Annotated in this window: 8 protein-coding genes; 2 read left to right on the top strand and 6 right to left on the bottom strand. The window is 48.2% G+C overall.

Features of this window, described 5'->3' with window-relative positions; all coding sequences use genetic code 11:
- Positions 1 to 8 precede the first annotated feature (8 nt).
- From OI18_RS11985 to OI18_RS11955, 6 genes are read right to left on the bottom strand one after another with little or no spacing between them, the layout of a single operon-like run.
- Positions 9 to 2,450 carry a glycoside hydrolase family 2 TIM barrel-domain containing protein gene (locus tag OI18_RS11985; RefSeq protein WP_039140100.1) on the bottom strand — a complete coding sequence of 814 codons (2,442 nt, stop codon included), beginning with the start codon at positions 2,448 to 2,450 and terminating at the stop codon, positions 9 to 11.
- Positions 2,451 to 2,454: 4 nt separating this feature from the next.
- A complete protein-coding gene (locus OI18_RS11980; protein ID WP_052273167.1) occupies positions 2,455 to 4,851 on the bottom strand; it encodes a glycoside hydrolase family 2 TIM barrel-domain containing protein in 2,397 nt (798 codons plus the stop codon).
- 5 nt (positions 4,852 to 4,856) lie between these two features.
- Positions 4,857 to 7,757: a right-handed parallel beta-helix repeat-containing protein gene (locus tag OI18_RS24875; RefSeq protein WP_205410036.1), complete on the bottom strand. Its 2,901-nt coding sequence runs from the start codon at positions 7,755 to 7,757 to the stop codon at positions 4,857 to 4,859.
- Positions 7,758 to 7,770: 13 nt separating this feature from the next.
- The gene (locus OI18_RS11965; RefSeq protein ID WP_039140098.1) at positions 7,771 to 10,611 is read right to left on the bottom strand and encodes a sugar-binding domain-containing protein; all 2,841 of its coding nucleotides are present in this window, start codon (positions 10,609 to 10,611) and stop codon (positions 7,771 to 7,773) included.
- Between the two features lie 4 nt (positions 10,612 to 10,615).
- Positions 10,616 to 13,948: a DUF5107 domain-containing protein gene (locus tag OI18_RS11960; protein WP_039140097.1), complete on the bottom strand. Its 3,333-nt coding sequence runs from the start codon at positions 13,946 to 13,948 to the stop codon at positions 10,616 to 10,618.
- Between the two features lie 18 nt (positions 13,949 to 13,966).
- Entirely contained in the window at positions 13,967 to 15,502 is a 1,536-nt protein-coding gene (locus tag OI18_RS11955) for a sugar porter family MFS transporter (RefSeq protein WP_240312764.1), read from the bottom strand.
- Here OI18_RS11955 and OI18_RS11950 point away from each other — a divergent pair.
- Together OI18_RS11950 and OI18_RS11945 are read left to right on the top strand one after the other, a co-directional pair.
- Positions 15,489 to 17,366 carry a right-handed parallel beta-helix repeat-containing protein gene (locus OI18_RS11950; protein WP_039140096.1) on the top strand — a complete coding sequence of 626 codons (1,878 nt, stop codon included), beginning with the start codon at positions 15,489 to 15,491 and terminating at the stop codon, positions 17,364 to 17,366. The genes OI18_RS11955 and OI18_RS11950 overlap by 14 nt on opposite strands.
- Positions 17,366 to 18,157 (top strand): polysaccharide deacetylase family protein, encoded by a 792-nt coding sequence (locus tag OI18_RS11945; RefSeq protein WP_039140094.1) that lies wholly within the window; start codon positions 17,366 to 17,368, stop codon positions 18,155 to 18,157. The genes OI18_RS11950 and OI18_RS11945 overlap by 1 nt, the downstream gene beginning before the upstream one ends.
- Positions 18,158 to 18,180: the final 23 nt, after the last annotated feature.

Below are 18,180 nucleotides of genomic sequence, written 5' to 3'. Positions count from 1 at the left end.
CATCGCAGCTAGTCCTTCGCAACAACTTTAACCTCAGCCGTAGCAAGACCTGGTGTCTCCACTTTCAACATCATTTCACCGCCGCCTTTTTTCGGTCGCAGGATTACCAGCATCTTTCCCCTGAATGTATTGCGGATTACAGACTTAAAACTTCCCATGTCGGCAGGATCTGCATTGCCAACGCCGGCAATTTCGCCATTTCCTGTCAGCGTCCACTTAATGGGTAAACGGGCATGGGGCACTATGTTGCCTTTTGCATCTACGACTTCAACCGTAACATAGGAAAGATCGTTACGGTTAGCTTTAATGTTTGTCCTGTCAGCCAGAATCTTCAATGCTGCCGGCGCTCCGGCACTGGTCAAAACTACGGAACCCGCAGAATCACTTTCAAGTGCAACCGCTTTCAACTCCCCTGGTTCGTAAGGCACTTCAAAATTTGCAGTAAGCAGACTATCCGTTTGTTTCTCGCCTACCGTCTTACCATTCAGCATAAGCCTCACGCGGGGTGAACGGGAATACACTTTCACTTCGAGCGGCTTACCCTCGCTCCCCGGCCATGTCCAGCTCTGCTCTTCATCAGGCCAGCCCCAGTAGCTCACCTGCTCAACAGCGCCCTTTGGATACGGCGCATGAACCGCAATTTCTATTTTACTTCTTCTCCAGACCACATCACGATAATAGGATTGTGGTTTCTTGCCACCAATAAGGTCGATATCGCCACAATTCGCATTGAACCATGGCCATGGCCTCAGCTGAGGTATCTTCCCCGTTTCATAGGTCGTATGCCCGATTCCCGACTCACCAAGGTAATCCATGGCAGTCCATACGAAATCGCCGATCACATATGGATGCTTTTCAACGAGGTTCCAGTTTTCAAGAGCATGCTTGGGAACCGATTCCGTCCCCATGATAACGCGATCCGGGAACTTTGCGTGATCATTCTCATATTCCCACCACTGGTAATTATAACCGCCCACATCAAGCAACTCAAAAGCCGGCGCGGTCATTGACCAGGGCCGCCCGGGATGGTCCCAGAATTCGTTAACAGCCTCGGTGATCTTCCTTGTCGGATCGAGTTCCTGCGCCTTTGCTTTCAATCGCTTTGTAATCTCAACCCCGGAAGAATCAGCCCTTTCTTCTATTTCATTCCCTATACTCCACATAATTATTGACGGATGGTTCCGGTCACGAAGGATCATTGAAGAAAAATCACGCTCCCACCAGTCATCAAAAAAACGGTGATAATCATCCGGGTTCTTTGCTTTTTGCCAGTGGTCAAACGGCTCGTCAATTACCAGCATGCCCAGCCTGTCGCATGCTTCCAGCAATTTTTCTGAGGGAGGATTATGACTGCAACGCAGCGCATTGAACCCATTTGCTTTCAACAATTCCACTTTCCGTTCTTCTGCCCTGTCGATAGCTGCTGAACCCAGCAGGCCATTATCATGGTGGATACATCCACCCTGCAGCTTCATCGTTTTTCCATTTAACCTGAAACCGTTACTGGCACTGATGTCAACAGTCCTGATCCCAAACGGGGTAACCAGCCGATCCTTAACTGATCCATTCACCAAAAGGTCAACCTCCGCTTTGTACATCGCCGGAACCTCGGTTGTCCATAATTGTGGAGACGACACTTTTAACTGGAGCATCGTGCTGGTTGAATCACCTGCAGCCAGGTCAATTTCCTGTTTTGACTCACCTGCCTGTTCGCCCTGCGGACCCACCAACCTGGTTCTCACTTCTACTACCTGCCGGCCTGCCGATTTGTTCACGACTACTGCGTTCACCTTCACCGTAGCGGACTGCGATGTAATTTCATGACTTGTCACCTGTATACCCCATTGCGGAATATGCACCAGGTCAGTGGCCGTAAGCCAAACATGGCGATATATCCCTGAACCACTGTACCAGCGACTGTTCCGGCCAGGGTTCTTCACCCTTACTGCAATGGTATTGGGCTTACCAGGTGCATTCAGGAACCTCGTGATATCGTACTGGAATGACGTATACCCATGCGGGTGATTCCCAACATGATGACCATTCACCCAGGTGTCAGTTTCCATATACGCCCCCTCGAAATAAATGGAAATCACCTTTGCACTATCTGCTGCATCAATTGCAAATGACTTGCGGTACCAACCAGTACCACCCAGCACATGGCCAGTGGCCGCTTTACCCGGACTTTCTTTCGAAAACGGGCCAACCGTAATACTGTCCCTTTGTTCCGGGATATCTTCGATACTCCAGTCGTGGGGAAGGTCGAGCTCGCGCCAGTTCGCATCATTGAATGAAGGCGACTCCGCTCCTGTTATGCTGTCGCGGGTAAACTTCCAGCCGTCATCAAATGACGTAGTGCGGTTAATAGATAGTTCTGCCTCTTTGCAGGCAGTAGTGAACTGAAATGCCCCGGCAAAAATAGCCAAAACACCAAAGCCTTTTAGTCGCATATTGCTATTTTGATTCGATTGTTATTTCTCCTGTTTTCAGGCCTGCAGAAACTGCCCTCAGTTTAATGGTTCCTGCTTTCACATCAGATTTCACAATCACCAGGCACCGTCCCTGCCAGGCCGTCCTTTGATGTTGCTGGTAACTTTCAATACTCATAGGATTAGCGTTGCCAACCGCTACAATTGTCCCATTCCCTTCTATCTCAAACTTTACCAGGTTATCTGCTTTTGGATCTTTATTTCCTTTTTCATCAACCAGCTCTACTGTAACGTAACTCAGGTCCTGCCCGTCGGCGTTAATTACTGGTCTGTCAGCTAAAAGCTTAAGGGCAACCGGCTCAGCTGCTGTGCGCAGTACAGATGTAGCTACATCTTTTTTTCCCCTGTAACCCACTGCTTTCAGTTCACCACTGCTATACCTCACCTGCCATTTCGCTTCATATTTATTTGCTTTACCTGTCGCCTTTTTTCCAAGCGACTTCCCGTTCAGGAAAAGCTCCGCCTGGTCGAAGGAAGAATACACGCTCACTTCAAGCGGCTGGCCTTCGTATCCTTTCCAGTTCCAATCCGGAAGTACATCATGCCACTCCCATTTGCTCCACGATTGTTTATTCGGATTTAAAGGGAATGTAGGCACGGGGGGCTTCACAAAAAGTCCGAGTGTATTTTCCCGCCAAAGCGCTTCACGGTAGTACGATTGCGGACGCCGCCAGCCGCAGATATCAATATCGCCGCAATATGCCAGGTTCCAGGGATAGAAACTGCTTTCCTGCCAATACCCCCGCCAGCCAATACTTGCTTCACCGATATAATCGAATGCCGTCCATACGAAATCACCGATCACATATGGATTTTCTTCTACTCCCTGCCAGGCACCGAATGCCTCAAGGGGATATGATTCAGAACCAAACATAACCCTGTCGGATAACCGCTTGTGGTCTTGCGCATACAGGCTTTCCTGCAGATGATCACCACCGGCAGCATAGTTATACCCGCATACATCGAGGTTTGCGAAGAAGGGATCTTTCTGCGGGCGAAGATTGTTCACCGCGGCAGTCACCGGTCGTGTCGGTTCCATTTTGCGGATATGATCACCCAGCATTTTTGCCACTGCCATTACCGGTGCTGATTCCATTTCCCGGATCTCATTGCCGATACTCCACATGATTATGGATGGATGATTACGATCCCGCTTTACCATGCTTTCAATGTCATGCTGCCACCACTCATCGAAAAACAAATGGTAGTCATGTGGATTATTCTGGATCCGCCACATATCAAATGCCTCATCAATTACAAGCATGCCCAGCCTGTCGCAGGCATCGAGGAATGCCGGTGAGGGTGGATTATGCGAGGAGCGGATGGCGTTGAAGCCGGCAGCTTTCAGCAATTCCACCCGTCGTTCTTCTGCCCGGTCATATGCTTTTGCTCCTAATGGGCCGTTATCATGGTGTATGCATCCACCTTTCAGCTTCAGGGGTTTGCCATTCAACTGGAAGCCCTTCACTGCATCAAACAGGATGCTGCGAATGCCGAACTTTTCTTCTTTCCTGTTGGTGAGCCTGTCGCCCTGGTAAACTTCCGTTACTGCGGTGTAGAGGTTGGGGGTTTCGGTCGACCATAACATGGGGCGCTCCACTATTGCGACCTGTTCTGCTTCACCTGGTGACCCGGCGTTTAATGTCACGCGTGCCTCAGCTTTACTGATCTCTGATTTGTCTTTTAGGATCCTGGTAACAACCCGGAGATCCGCAGCTGTTGCCGCCATGTTTTCAACTTCAGTCCTTATAACCACTTTGGCTCTTGATTCGCTAACTTCAGGTGTGGTGATATATGTACCCCAGGGCGCAACGTGAATGGGATCCAACACCTTCAGCCAGACATGCCGGTAAATTCCGGAGCCGGAGTACCAGCGGCTGTTCTGCCCTTCATTCTTCACCTGCACTGCCAGCACATTGGATTCGCCGGCCTTTACCTTGTCAGTTATATCAAACCAGCAGCTCGTATAACCATAAGGGTGCTTCCCGATCGATTCACCATTGAGCCAGTATTCAGTGTTCATGTAAACACCATCGAACTGGATGTGGATCCGTTTGCCCTTCTGGTCAGCCGGAATGACAAATGTCTTCCGGTACCACCCGGAACCACCAACTGTAAAGCCGGTGCTTACCTGCCCTACTGCTGTGGGATCAAACGGGGAATTTGTGCCGGGAAGGTCTTCAATACTCCAGTCGTGAGGGAGATCGACATTCCGCCATTTGGAATCGTCATAGTCTGACATTTCCGCCCGTTGTGCACCACCGCGGAAAAACTTCCAGCCGGAGTCGAATAAGGTAACCTGGGCATTGCCTTCCAAAATCATTACTATACAGGTAATGATGAAACAGATCCTTTTTATCATATTAATCATTTATCGATGTTCATTTCAATTACAGTTATTGATGTACCGCTCAAGGGAAACTTCCCGGTATCAACTCCTGTTCTTTCCTGCCACACGGGCTTCAGATCTTCTGAAGACGTTCCTGCATACTCCCACGACTTTACCGCGCTTGCCCTGTGTCCCGATAGAACCAGGTTTACCTGTTGCGGTGTAGCGGATTTATTAACCAGGTAAACAAACAGTTTTTTTGCAGAATGATCATAGCTCGAATAAGCAATCACAGGTTCAGTCGAATTTGTTTTCACCATTTGCTTTCCCATGAAATTGCCCCAGATGCTTAAAGCCTGGCCCGTGGGGTTGAAGTTCCCGTCCTTATCCAATGCATCATGGTCAATGCCGGGCCTCGACTCGTTCTCTATCCAGCGGGTATTCCAGTAACAGGAAAATTCAACCTGCGGCTGTGATAATAACTGCCCGGTCATATCAAAAGCTACAATCGCATGTCCCATGTCGTTATGTCCATGCCATTTGTTGGCCCAGTCAATTGTTCCGAATTCAGCAACAATCACTTTCAGCTTTTTCTTTTGCTTTTCGCTCGCGTATTTGTTAACTGCTTCCATCGCAGTCATCGCCGGCCAGATGAGCACCCTTGCCGTATCCAGGTAAGACTGGTACCCCCGGTGAAAATCATACACGCCATAATTGCTGACACAAACCCGGTCTATGTGATCACCCGCTTTCTGGATAACAGTTTTAAAAAACTCCTCGCTGGCACCATTCGGTATGATCAAAACGGATGGGTCAACAGCCTTCATAATTCGTGAAAAATCGATCACGTCCTGCGCGTAGATATCAACAGTTGAATTGGGATTATTAATGTTCCAGGATTCGTTTCCTATCATCCAGTATTTTACGCCATACTTCTTTTTGATATTGGCATACCTTACCCATTCTGCCGCATGCTTCAACAGGTCATCACGACTGGAAACCCGCTCACCTGCCTTCGGTTTTACCAGGTAACAGTCTGCCGGCACAACTACAACAGGTTCTGCATTGACCTTGCGACAAAGAGCCATGTATTCATCAAAGTCCAGTGGATCAAACACGAACTTTCCATCCCTGAACATGCCCGGATAATCATCCAGGGCTGCTGTGCGCGACAAGGCTGGCATTGCTTTCTCATAAGGCGGAACGCCGAATAAATTAAGGTCTGACTTCTCACCACCGGGGTAGCGAAGCCATTTCATTCCCATGTCCTTCATAGCCTCTGCCACTGATCTTTCCGGATGGGGAAACCGGCCTCCGTCCATCAGGAAATTCAGGTTCATGCCGACAGGATGATTTGAAATATCATTGATCGCACTGTCGGGGAAAATGTTCACATCGTGTGTGACTTCAAAACCAAGCAACTCCAGTACAGGAACATTGCGACCATCAAGCGGAACTTTTTTATCTCTCAGGAAACTTACCAGCTTCTTCCAGTGCGCATCTGTTGAATCATACCAGAAGCTGCTGTCGAATTTTCCTTGGTGTGCTTCAAACCCTTGGGCTGGTACTTCCAGTGATCCCACGTACCTGTTGTTGTCAAAGAAATGATTGGTGGAGTTCTCAGGATTCACCGCAAGATTGGGCTCCTCCGTGTAAATGTAATTGTCCCTGAACCAGGTACTATCCGGATAATACCCTTCTCCCCAGTTGTTAAGGTGCAGGATTGTTCTGTCGATCTGCGGACCCGGCTTCTTTCTTACATAGACCAGGTTCTTTTCTATTACTGATTGTTTTATTGATCCGGTGCAGTGGATCACGGGTGAGAAATAATCTTTTGCATTCTTACCGATATAATCGCGTAACCCGTCGTTGATGCTGACATTATACCTGATCCGTGATCCAACATTTCCAACGCTCCAATCAGGACCCCAGCCTCCTGAATTACAGACGAGCAAAAAGCCGCCCTTATTGTTAAAGCTGAGGTTGTACTGGAACAATGAATTGCTGCAGTTATAGTCTGCATCAAAGCCGTACGCGTCCCACTGCGATTTCATATCACTTACCACGTTGTACTGAACAACAGCGTTGTCACAGCTCCAGGGCCAGATGCCATCAACGCCATCCACATCAACCGATAACTGGGGCGAATTCCTCACAATATTATATTCTACCAATGGACCATCACAGGCCACCGGCACAATCCCATGCCCTGCAATACCTTCCACCAGATTATTCCGGATGATCACTCCTCGGTTTGGATCCCAGCGTTTACGCTGCCAGTTGCCCCACATACCAATGCCGCCGAAGTCGCTGTTCCTGATCACACAGTTCTGGACGACCAGTCCATGAAAGCTCGACGACACCGAATCCGTTCCATTATCCCGGAAGTTGCTCATCACGATCGCTCCGCCGTCACCGATCTCGCCAGATTTCCGGGATGTCTTTATATCCCGGACGTACAGGTTGTCGAGTGTAATATTTCTTGCCTTGCCGTAATTATGTAATTCGACCAGTACGCCCCTGATCTTTTCCAATGTAGTGCCTGCTACATTGGAAACTTCCAGGTCCCGGACAACCACGTGTTCGGAATTATAGATCCAAACGGTCTGGGCTTTGGCAGTATCGCCCTGGATATAAGGACGGCTATCACCGCCATATTTTCCAATTACAATTGAATGATCTTCGCTTCCCTTCGCCGACAAAAACAGCTGCTCCTGGAAGCTGGCACCCGACTTCAGCAGGATACTGTCGCCCGGTTTGAACACCATCTTGCGAATTACTGCAAGACTTTTGAACGGCTTTGCCGGATCAGTACCCGCATGCTGGTCATTGCCATTCACGGGGTCAAAATAATAGTTTGTCCCTACGGCCTTTACCGCGCAGGATGCGAACTGGATCGCAACAGATAAAGACAATAAATACCGCAGGATTTCTTTCATTATAAACTGTGGATTATTTCAGCAGGGATTTTATTCTTTCGACGTTTACATCCACTGCCGGATGAAAATCGTCACCCGCCATGTATTTTTTAATGCTGAAGAGCAGCTGCCTTGCTTCGGGTCGTGAACCCGCCTCACTTAACAGGTCTACACCTGTAACCAACAACTTTCCTTTGCCGACCTTACATTCAAAGACGAGCCCCAGCGGCCTTGCAGTGAACCAGTCATCAATGATCCTTACGATCGGCTTTATCCGGTTATCTACTGAATCAATTATAATGGCATCACTATGGCTCATGGCATCCCACCACTGATAATTGCTGTGGTATTCAGTAGGAAACTCCGCCAGTGCAGGATGCCTGGGATCACACAATACACCCAGTGTATGTGGTGCCTGTCCTTTGGTCCATGCAGTATTCCAGAAAATACTTGAGAATCCCACTGCAATACTTCCACCTTTTTCAGGCTTCACCGTTCCCTTCTTCAGCGTGAGAAGTACGGTGCCACCGCTTTCCAGGTGACGAACAGTTGCCTCATCAATTTTTTGAACGACTTTGATTTGTTGCTCATCCGGAACGACCGGCAGTTTTGCGGGATACACCCAAACATCCCAAGAATTGGAAAAGGTATCTACGGTCAGGGAAAGGGTAAGTTTTTCCGGGGAAGTTATTGATGTCAAAGGCTTGCTGACAGAATCCAGCAATGTGATCCTGCCGACCTGTAGTTCGACCGGTTTCAATTTTTCATTGTAGAGCAGGCTGCCATCTGCGCGCTGAAGTTTCCATCCGGCGTTTTGTACATTTAGTGATTTTGCGCCATGATGCGCCACTTCAAGCCTTGCGTTTAATCGCTCATTGTTTGTGAAGATCATTTTCGGCATGGAAGCCAACGGCACCGTGGAATTACAGAAGCGCCTGAATTCTTTTGCCGTTACATATCCTTTTTCTTCCCAGAATGCATTGAGCACGCCGACAAGTGCGGTGCCCTGTCCGGGGAAATCATGAAGGTCGAGCAGCTGGAATCCCGCGAACTCCGGAGTCCTGAATGCGGCTTCGATATCTGCCTTGTAGCAGAGTACCTGCAGCTTGCCAGATGCTAGCAGGAAACTGTCTGCCAGGTGTAGTAAATGATTATCTGCAAGCCGGTCGCGGAAGATCTCAAAATTTTTCGGTTTGAGGACACCGTTATACCTGCTCATTTCCCTGAAATCAGGATATACGCACCACTGACCAATTTCGTGACTCACTGTCGGTTTGTCTTTTTCAAGATAGGGAGTCCATTCGTAATTGGATGCAGGTGGCTTTGCATTGATGGGACTGGTCAGTCCGCCCTCCCACCACTGGATCCTTGCAGCGCCCGAACTGGTGTATTCGCTGGCCGGGCTCGCAGGAAAACCGGAGGAAGAGGTATAGATCCGCCGCTTGTCTTTCTCCTTCCAGTAATTCACAAAGCCGGTAAGATACGGAACAGCGTTATCGCCATGGGCTTCGTTGCCGTATGCCATTAAACAGAACGACGGATGATTGCCGAAAGCAGAAACGATCCGGTTGCTTTCATCATATACATACTGGTCAATTGGCTTGCCATCCCCTACCGTGGCCCATGCGGAGCTTTCAACGGCCAGGTAAATGCCGGCCTTATCAGCAGCTGTGAATGCTGCTTCTGGCGGGCACCAGGAATGAAAGCGGATATGGTTCAGACCATATGATTTACAAATCTTAAATATCCGTTGCCACTCATCTTCCCTGGTCGGCGGATACCCGGTTTCCGGAAAAATGGCACATTCCAGTGTGCCACGCAAAAACACCGGCCGGCTGTTAATGGTTATCTGCTTACCCGCAATTCCAACCTTGCGCATGCCGAAATCCAGCGTCCGGCTGTCGGTTTCCTGGTCGCCTTTTATGGAAACTTCCATGGCATAATACCAGGGATTAAATTCGTCCCATAACAATGGCGAGACACCCATAGGATATTCAACAACCAGGTCCGTACTGTCCGCAGCCACACTAACTTCCTTATAAAGTGCTTCTACCTTTTTCTCCGGACCGTTTTTGGACCTGGCCTGCAATTTCAACTGGTAGTTACCAGGCCTGCCAGCCAGGTTACGCACAGAGATCCTCGCTGTAACAATTTTCCTGTCAATATCAGGAAACAGTTGAACACTGCTGATGTAAACAGGCGGGCGTGACACAAGCTTCATTTCACCGATCACCCCGTTCCAGTTTGTTTGTGTGTTATCGCTTATACTGTGGGCATCAGCACCTGGGTCAATTTCTTTAACCCGGTTATCAATCCGCAATGTCAGTTTGTGTTTGCCGGGTTTAACAAGTTTACTGAGATCATATTTATGCGGTGCACCCAATGCATTCTGCATCCCGATTTTCACATCGTCGATCCACAGGCTTGTTTCCCAGTGACAACGTTCGAGGAAAAGCTCAATATGCCTGTCGTTCCAGTTTTCGGGAATCTCGATCTCTTTCTGGTACCACGCTACCCCGGTGTACCGTTTTAATGGCTGAAGCCAAAACGAAATTTTCACGTTGCCGGGCTCGCGATACCTGGCATATTCCGGTTTTTTGAACCAGTCATCATTCCAGATGCCGGCTGTCCACGCACTATCTGCCTTTACCTCATTACCCTTGCCATTGGTCAGCATGGAACCGGGAAGTTTCACCTTATCCGGCAGCGGCTGGTTGAACCATTCCTGTTCTATTCCTTTATCCAGGGAATCGATGCCGAATGTCCATTCACCGGAAAGATCAATGGAAGCTTCGTCACGGCTGGCGGTGCAGCATGTGAACATTGAAACGACAGCCAGGCTGACGACAATAGGGATTACTCTGCAATACATCATGCTATTAATCAGAATTTGAAATCAACTCTTCTTTCACCAGGCCAAGGTGAATAATGGCGCCTTCATGCGCTGGATTCAATGTCAATATGCCACGAAAATGACTGTTTGCTTCATCTGTCAATCCAAGCCCCATCAAACCAAGCCCGATAAGATATTCGCAATGCTCACTGTTTCTTCTCTCCAGGTCATCGTCAAAGAGCAGCAGGTCAGGAAGAGACACGGCAAAATAGTCGATCTTCATTTCATCATGCAGGTGTGTCCTGCCATATTGAACCAGGTCATGAAGCCGTTGCTCTGCTTCGACCGGCCTTTGCAACTTCAACAATGCAAGAGCCTGGTAGAATATTTTATCAGGTTGCTGATCATTGTAATATACAACGGGTGACGGGTCCGTCAATCCATTGGAAGCAATTTCCCAATGATGTTTCGCCTTGTCATATTCATGCATGCACTCGTAAACACAGCCGAGCCAGTAGTGGATATCATTCTCACAGGCACCATGGAGTTTTCCTTCGCCAAGGTTGTCGGGATACTGCCGTGCCTCGGATAACAACCGAAGGGCGTATTCGCATTCTTTGCTCCTGTAAGCTTCAAGGGCCAGCGCAAGTTTCGTATTTACATACTGTTTTGACACCTTACCTTCTCCTCCTTCCCATGGATGAAATTTCCTGGTCGCCAGTGCAGAATCAGCTTCCCGGTGTCTTCCCAGCAGGTTTAGTACAGTCACCCATTCAATGAACAGATCATCCCGCATATTTACCAGGTCCATATATCGGCAGAGTATCGAATAACGTTCTTCAACCGGGTGGTTGAGTCGCTTTTTCAACTGGTCAAGCTCAAACAGGATCCTTGCATCTGTGTTGTCCAGTTCAAAAGCGGTTTGGTAGTGCTCCAACGCGGCGTGCCTGTCCCCTTTCCTGTTGAAGCAGGCGATGCCCAGGTTCCGGTGAACAGTTGGAAATGCGTTGTTCAGTTCGGCACATTTTTCCCAGGCATCTATGGCGTCATCATATTGTCTTTTATCATACCAGGTATTGCCCAAATGATACAAGGCCAGGTAATCAGTTGAATTGATCTGTGTTATAGCCTGCAGCACCTGGATATCTTCCAGCCTGTTGAGAAAGTAATCGCCGCCGCTGCATTCCAGTGCCTTGATTGCATACTTTAAGGCTTGTTCTTTTTCTCTTGCCAGCACACTGTAACAGGACAGGTAGTAATAAGTAAAGCGGTTACGTGATTTCAGTGCAGATCTTTCAAGGATTGCAATAGCTTCGGAAAAAAGTCCGGCACGGGCATAATCGATTGCCACTTCAATATAGTTGTGTGGCTCAGCACGCATCCTGCTTTCGAGTTCATACAGCCATTGCTCACCCTCGTCAGTTTTACCCTGAGCCGACAATACAAAGTAGAGTTCATATCCACTTCCAAACTCAAATGGATCGATGTGCAGGGTTGACAGCGAAAACGCTTCCGCCTCCCGTAGCCTGTTTAGTTTCCGCAACAAAACTGACTTAAGATGCCTTGCCTGGTAGCCGTTATAATTCCTGGCAATGGATTTTTCTGCATGTTCAAGCGCAAAAGCATACCTTTTATTCACCAGGTCGATCCTTGCAAGAAAAAGAAAACTATTATCCTGCCAGGCGGCATTCCACGTGGCCTTGTAAAACAAACTGTAGGCTTCATCATATTTCCCTGAATAGAACAACGCCACAGCCAGGTTGTAAAGCGGCTCACCATCATATGGATTGGGATTGAAATTGGCCAGTGTGGCAATAGCCGTGCAGAAATAGCCAGTGGCTTTCTCAAATTTGCCGTGACGCAGGTACCATAACCCGAGTGCGTTGTTACACCTGTAATCTGATGGTTCCCGGCGCAACGCTTCTTCATAATAAGCGGTCGGCAAAAAAGTAGCGTGCCTGTATTGTTCCAGGTGCAGGCCAGCTAAAAACAATTCCTCATTTGTTTCAATCTCACCAGGCTGCAAAAGTGAACGTGCAGGATCAGGCACTTCAGCTTCCAATTCGGGGGGCGGAGTATATGAAACCAATTCTATTCCCTCACTATCGGTAACATCCAGCCGAAGATTCAACGGGTCTGCGTTTTCCGGCAATGACAATACATGTTCGAAAGCATTGACCGGGGACAGGCTATCAACAGTTTCAAATATCAACTGATCGCCGTGCAGCAATGAAATGCATACATTATTCCTGGCGGCTGTTACATATACGCTGACCTTTACCTGGTTACCATTCACTTCAAGGTTCACAGCCGCATCGACAGTCGCATTCTTTACGTAGCCGATATTTTTATAGGGCATGAAATATTGCCGGAAGCTTCGCTCTTCATTTGGCATGATCCAGCCAAAATCTGGCTGGTTATCAGTAAACATCCCGGTCATCAGCTCGAAGTATGGTCCATCTTCATCGGTAAGCTGGCGATCCCATGCCTTCCCGAATTCACCGCATCCCCAGGTCCATTGCTTTTTGCCGGGCGAAATATGATGGTTTGCCACATGCAGTATCCCTGCCCGTCTGCTATGATCATAACCGCCCACGAAATCATAAGCTGAACTAACAGCCATATAGGAAGTAGGAACCGGGATATTCTTATACCACGAGATATCAGTACCGGGACTATAATCCACTTTGTAATAAGTTCCTGTTGCAACAGGAAACGATGATACGTCCCTTTTACCATGATCGAACACTGCGTTTACGTCCGGGGGAAAAACCGACTGGTAGTGTTCATTAACCGAAACTGCAGGATTTGCCCACCACAAAAAAGACTGTGCTAATGGTGTTCGATTATAAATCCTGCCCCTGATCTCCAGATATGCCTTACCAGGATACAGGGTGAAACCAGCCATGCCCTTTGTGTGTGTCATCTTTTCAATTTCACTTACCCAAACTGTCACACTGCCATCACTATTGGATTCGATGGAAAAATCCACTTCCTCGAATGTGCTCGGCCTGTGGTGCTGGGGCCAGTTAAACTCGATGCCGCCCGAGATCCACGGGCCGGTCAATCCAACAAGGGCCGGTTTAATAACCCGGTTGTAATAGACAAAATGATAGTTGTTTGTTTTATCATATGCCATCTGGATCCTGCCACCCAATTCCGGGAGGATCATAATTTTCAGGTATTCATTTTCCAGGAAAACAGCCCTGTAGCAGATGTCTTCCTTTTCATCGCTCACACTGTCAATTACAGGATATGGATAAACCGCCCCGCTGCTACCCTGGTAAACCCTTTTCTCGAGAAACATCGGGTTCTTATCGGGTACTCCTGCCCGGTATGTAGGAATAGATACCTTTTCCTCCCATGCTTTAACGCTCATGCTGTTGCCTTTGATTTTTTAGTGACTTTGGAATACCCCTTCCATTTCTTCCAGTGATTTTCCTTTGGTTTCTTTAACCCGAAACCATACAAAGGCAAAACCGATAATACAAATGGCGGAATAGATATAGAATGTGTTATCAGCCAGTTCATCGAACAGGATAGGGAATGTGAAAATGAGGATGAAATATGCAAGCCAGAGGCAGAGAACTGCAATAGTTGTAGCGGCAGACCGGATCCTGTTAGGAAAGATCTCGGCGATCAACACCCAGGTAACCGGTGCCAGGCTCATGGCATAGGTTCCGATAGCTGCCAGCAGAAACCAGGAAACGTCCTGCGAGCCTGTTGCAAGCATTTGTACAACGACCAGGTAAAGTAATGCAAGTCCACCCGCACCAATCAGCATCAGTGGCTTGCGGCCAAGTTTATCCACCAGCAGCATTGCCAGCAGGGTAAACAGCAGGTTCACCCCGCCGATAAAAACTGTCTGCAACAGCTGGTCATCCTGTGAAGCACCGATGCTGGCAAAAATCTTCGTTGTATAATTGAACACCACATTAATTCCGCATAGTTGCTGGAACACGGCGAGTCCGATCCCGATCAGCACTGCAGGTAACACGGCGCTGTGAAACACCGATCTGTAGTCAAACCTTCCCTCGCCGGTAAACGACGCTTCAATACTTCCCAGGGTATTTGCAGCATAGTCACTTCCCCCGATCCTGCTTAAGACGGCACTCGCCCGATCTTTTTTCCCCGCCCTCACCAGCCATCTCGGACTTTCAGGAAGCCAGAGTGAGCCTGCAAAAAACAATGCAGATGGAATTGAGCCAAGACCGAACATCCAGCGCCAGGCATCCACACCCTGGTTTCGAAGACTGTAATTGACCAGGTTGGTCACCAGTATTCCAATTACAATCGTGAGCTGGTTGATGGCAACCATCCTGCCACGGAAGTGTGCAGGTGAAACTTCTGCGATATACATCGGGGAAAGCATAGACGCCATACCTACGCCTATACCGGCAGCGAAACGGGAAGCGATGAAAAAATCACGGCCTGGTGCAAACGCCATTGCAAGGGACGACAATATGAAAATAACGGCAGCCAAAAGTAGTCCCGGTTTCCTGCCATACTTCCCGGAAACCACACCTGCAAGCAGGCAGCCTGCTATGGCACCCAGTGCAAGGCTTCCCGTTGCAAATCCTTCCCAATATGCATTCAGATTAAACTCCTTCTGCAGGAATGGCAACGCACCTGAGATCACTGCAAAATCAAATCCAAACAGGTAGCCGCCCATTGCAGAAATGAATGAGATGCCGGTAACATAAGCTGTGTTGACTTTTGGTTCCCTGTACATGGCTAAGCAGATCAGTTGGTAATGACAGTGTCGAATTAATTTCCTTCTCAAACTTACAATGATATGGAAGTAATGACGATGGACTTTTTTACTGATCACATAGATTTTCACATGGTTGAGCCGGTTACCAGACCAGTTCTTTTTAAATTCAGGCTCAACAACCACGATTGCAAAACCATATATGAAAATGTACCGTTTCATCAAGTTGATTTTCCTGATTCTTGTTCCTGGGTTTTCAACATTTGCCTATGGTGCCGATTATTTTGTCGACAGCAAGGCGGGCAACGATCAAAACAGCGGGCGTCAACCCGCCAAAGCCTGGAAAACACTGGAGCAGATCAGCAAAATACAATACAGCCCCGGTGACCGCATCCTGCTCAAAAGAGGCTCATCTTTTACCGGCAGCCTGGTGCTGAAGGGTTCGGGCTCAATTGAAAAATCCATCCGGATCCTCTCCTATGGCGATGGGAAAAGACCGTTGATCAATGCCGCCGGAATTGATTTTGCGATTCAGATGATGAATGAACAATACTGGAGTATCGCTGACATTGAAACAACGGGCGGTAATATGGCCGGAATATTCGTGGGATGCACCAAAGACGGTCAGTCGCTTAATGGCATCCATATTACAAATTGTTATGTACACGATATCGGCGATACGACCCAGATAGACTGGGATTATTCGACCACAACCGGCGGGATCGTCGTGGTAAACGGCAGGTTGAACGAACAGGGAAAACCGGAATATTTCAATAGCCTCTTCAATGATGTGGTGATAGATAATTGCATCGTGCGATATAATTACCGGTGGACCTGCCTCAGCATCTCGTCAGGTAAGCTAAACGGCAAAAGAGGGAATGCAAATTATATCAGGAACTGTACGGCGGAATATTCTGCGGCCGATGGAATCCGGATGAACCGCGTTCAGAACAGTTTTATAGAATATTGCGTGATGTATCGCAACGGCGCCTGGCCTAAATACCCGGGACGAAACCTTGGCGGCCTGGGCGCGTGGTTCTTTGATGCAGAGAACTGCACCATCCAATATTCTGAAGCTTCGCATGTGCAGGCTAATACTACAGACGGCGGGGCATTTGATATCGACTATCTGCAAACCAACAGTACCATCCAATATTGTTACGGTCATGATTGTGCGGGATACGGAGTTTCCGTGTTCGGTGCAGATGCAACCTCCCCGACTGTAAACTCGGTTGTGCGATACAATGTATTGTCGAACAATGGCCGGGATACTTCATTTGCATATGAAGGTGATTTTTTCATTTTCACCTGGGGCGGGGGGAAACTTGACGGCGTACAGGTGTATAATAACAGCAGCTTCTGGAACCCGGTAAGGGATACCCATGCAATAAGGATCGATGCAGACTTTACCGGAACACGACCCAATATTTTTTCCAGGAATGTCGTGCATTCGAAAACCAGCAGGCTGTTATACATGAAGAATGATACGATGACCTGCGAGGATAATCGTTATGTTGTAAAGGAAGGCGTAGTTCCTGAATGGAAACACAGGTCACAGGCCTTTCATTCGCTGCAAGGGTTCCAACAGGCGACAGGGCATGAAAAAAGCAGCCTTTACAACCTCGGAACGAATGGCAGTTCCGGAAGTGAAGAACATGGATTTCTCATGTCGGCATCGCGGCTCAAACCCGCAGGTCCGGCGCCTTCACTTTCCAAGATCAAATTCAACGGGAAGCTGACCCTGCTGTGCTTTGCCGACCCGGGAAACCCAGTCAGCCAGTCACAGGTTAGTTTCCTGAAGAGCATGGAAAGACAATATGCTGCCTATGGTCTGTCGGTGTATTACATTACCACAACCGGCACAAAGAATTATTCCGAAGACCAGGGAATCCGCCCGGCTGCAATTTTAAGCGGCAGCAAAAAAACTATTGAACGGTATGGCGTAACTGCTTTTCCAACCACTTTCCTGGTTTCAGTGGAAGGACAGATAATACGAAAGTGGGAAAACACAAGCCTCGTTGCTGACCTTGCAATGGCTGTAGAGGAAGCACTGGGCAATAATCTTCCGGTTAAACATTTTGAATAATGACGAATATTACAAGAAGAAACGCTGTAAAGCTTTTGGGAACAGGCGCGTTTGCGACTTTGGCGGATCCCCTGTCACTACTGTCGGATTCATCACCCAAAAAGAAACATTACCTGACCCTCAGTTTTGATGACGGCTTCAAAGAGTCAAGCCTGCAAACTGCATCCATTTTCGAAAAACATAATCTCCCTGCCTGCATAAATGTGATCGCTACAGCTCACGAGCCAGGCTTTGTGCTTCCGAATGAATATCACCAGTGGCCGGTAGGGGATTTTGCGCTCTGGAATGAGTTACAAAAACGTGGGCATGAAGTCATGATGCACGGTTACAGTCATAAGAACAAGCGGGATCTGCCATTCGAAGAAAGCCGGAAACTGATCCTGCAATGTATAGACTATTTTGCGAAACACCTGGATGGATTTGAAGCAAAAAAAAGTGTCTTTAATTTCCCGCACAATGCGTCAACACCCGAGCTGGAAGAATGGCTGCCAACCCAGGTAATGGCATTCCGCACCGGAGGTCCTGCGATCAATAAACTTCCCCATAAAGGCCAGTCATTCCTGACCTGCACCACACATGGCCCTGACAATATAGAGGATCACCTTGACCAGGAGATAGAAAACCTTTTGAAGCAACAGTCAGGCTGGTTAATTTATAACACACACGGACTGGATGATGAAGGATGGGGTCCGATGCGGGCGGAGTATCTTGATGCCCTTCTCGGCAGGCTTACCAAAATTAAAACAGTTGAGATTATCCCGGCCGGTAAAGCCCTTGCCGCCGTTCAATAAAAACAAAAACGAAATACAACCGA

The sequence above is a fragment of the Flavihumibacter solisilvae genome, assembly GCF_000814475.1.
In the GTDB taxonomy this organism is placed as follows: Bacteria; Bacteroidota; Bacteroidia; order Chitinophagales; family Chitinophagaceae; genus Flavihumibacter; species Flavihumibacter solisilvae.
This window is presented reverse-complemented; position numbering and strand designations above follow the sequence as displayed.

Bases quoted from the DNA above. Each gene is read 5' to 3' on its own strand.
- OI18_RS11985 (WP_039140100.1), bottom strand. From the start codon at position 2,450: ATGCGACTAAAAGGCTTTGGTGTTTTGGCTATTTTTGCCGGGGCATTT.
- OI18_RS11960 (WP_039140097.1), bottom strand. From the start codon at position 13,948: ATGAGCGTTAAAGCATGGGAGGAAAAGGTATCTATTCCTACATACCGG.
- OI18_RS24875 (WP_205410036.1), bottom strand. From the start codon at position 7,757: ATGAAAGAAATCCTGCGGTATTTATTGTCTTTATCTGTTGCGATCCAG.
- OI18_RS11965 (WP_039140098.1), bottom strand. From the start codon at position 10,611: ATGATGTATTGCAGAGTAATCCCTATTGTCGTCAGCCTGGCTGTCGTT.
- OI18_RS11950 (WP_039140096.1), top strand. From the start codon at position 15,489: ATGTACCGTTTCATCAAGTTGATTTTCCTGATTCTTGTTCCTGGGTTT.
- OI18_RS11945 (WP_039140094.1), top strand. From the start codon at position 17,366: ATGACGAATATTACAAGAAGAAACGCTGTAAAGCTTTTGGGAACAGGC.
- OI18_RS11980 (WP_052273167.1), bottom strand. From the start codon at position 4,851: ATGATAAAAAGGATCTGTTTCATCATTACCTGTATAGTAATGATTTTG.
- OI18_RS11955 (WP_240312764.1), bottom strand. From the start codon at position 15,502: ATGAAACGGTACATTTTCATATATGGTTTTGCAATCGTGGTTGTTGAG.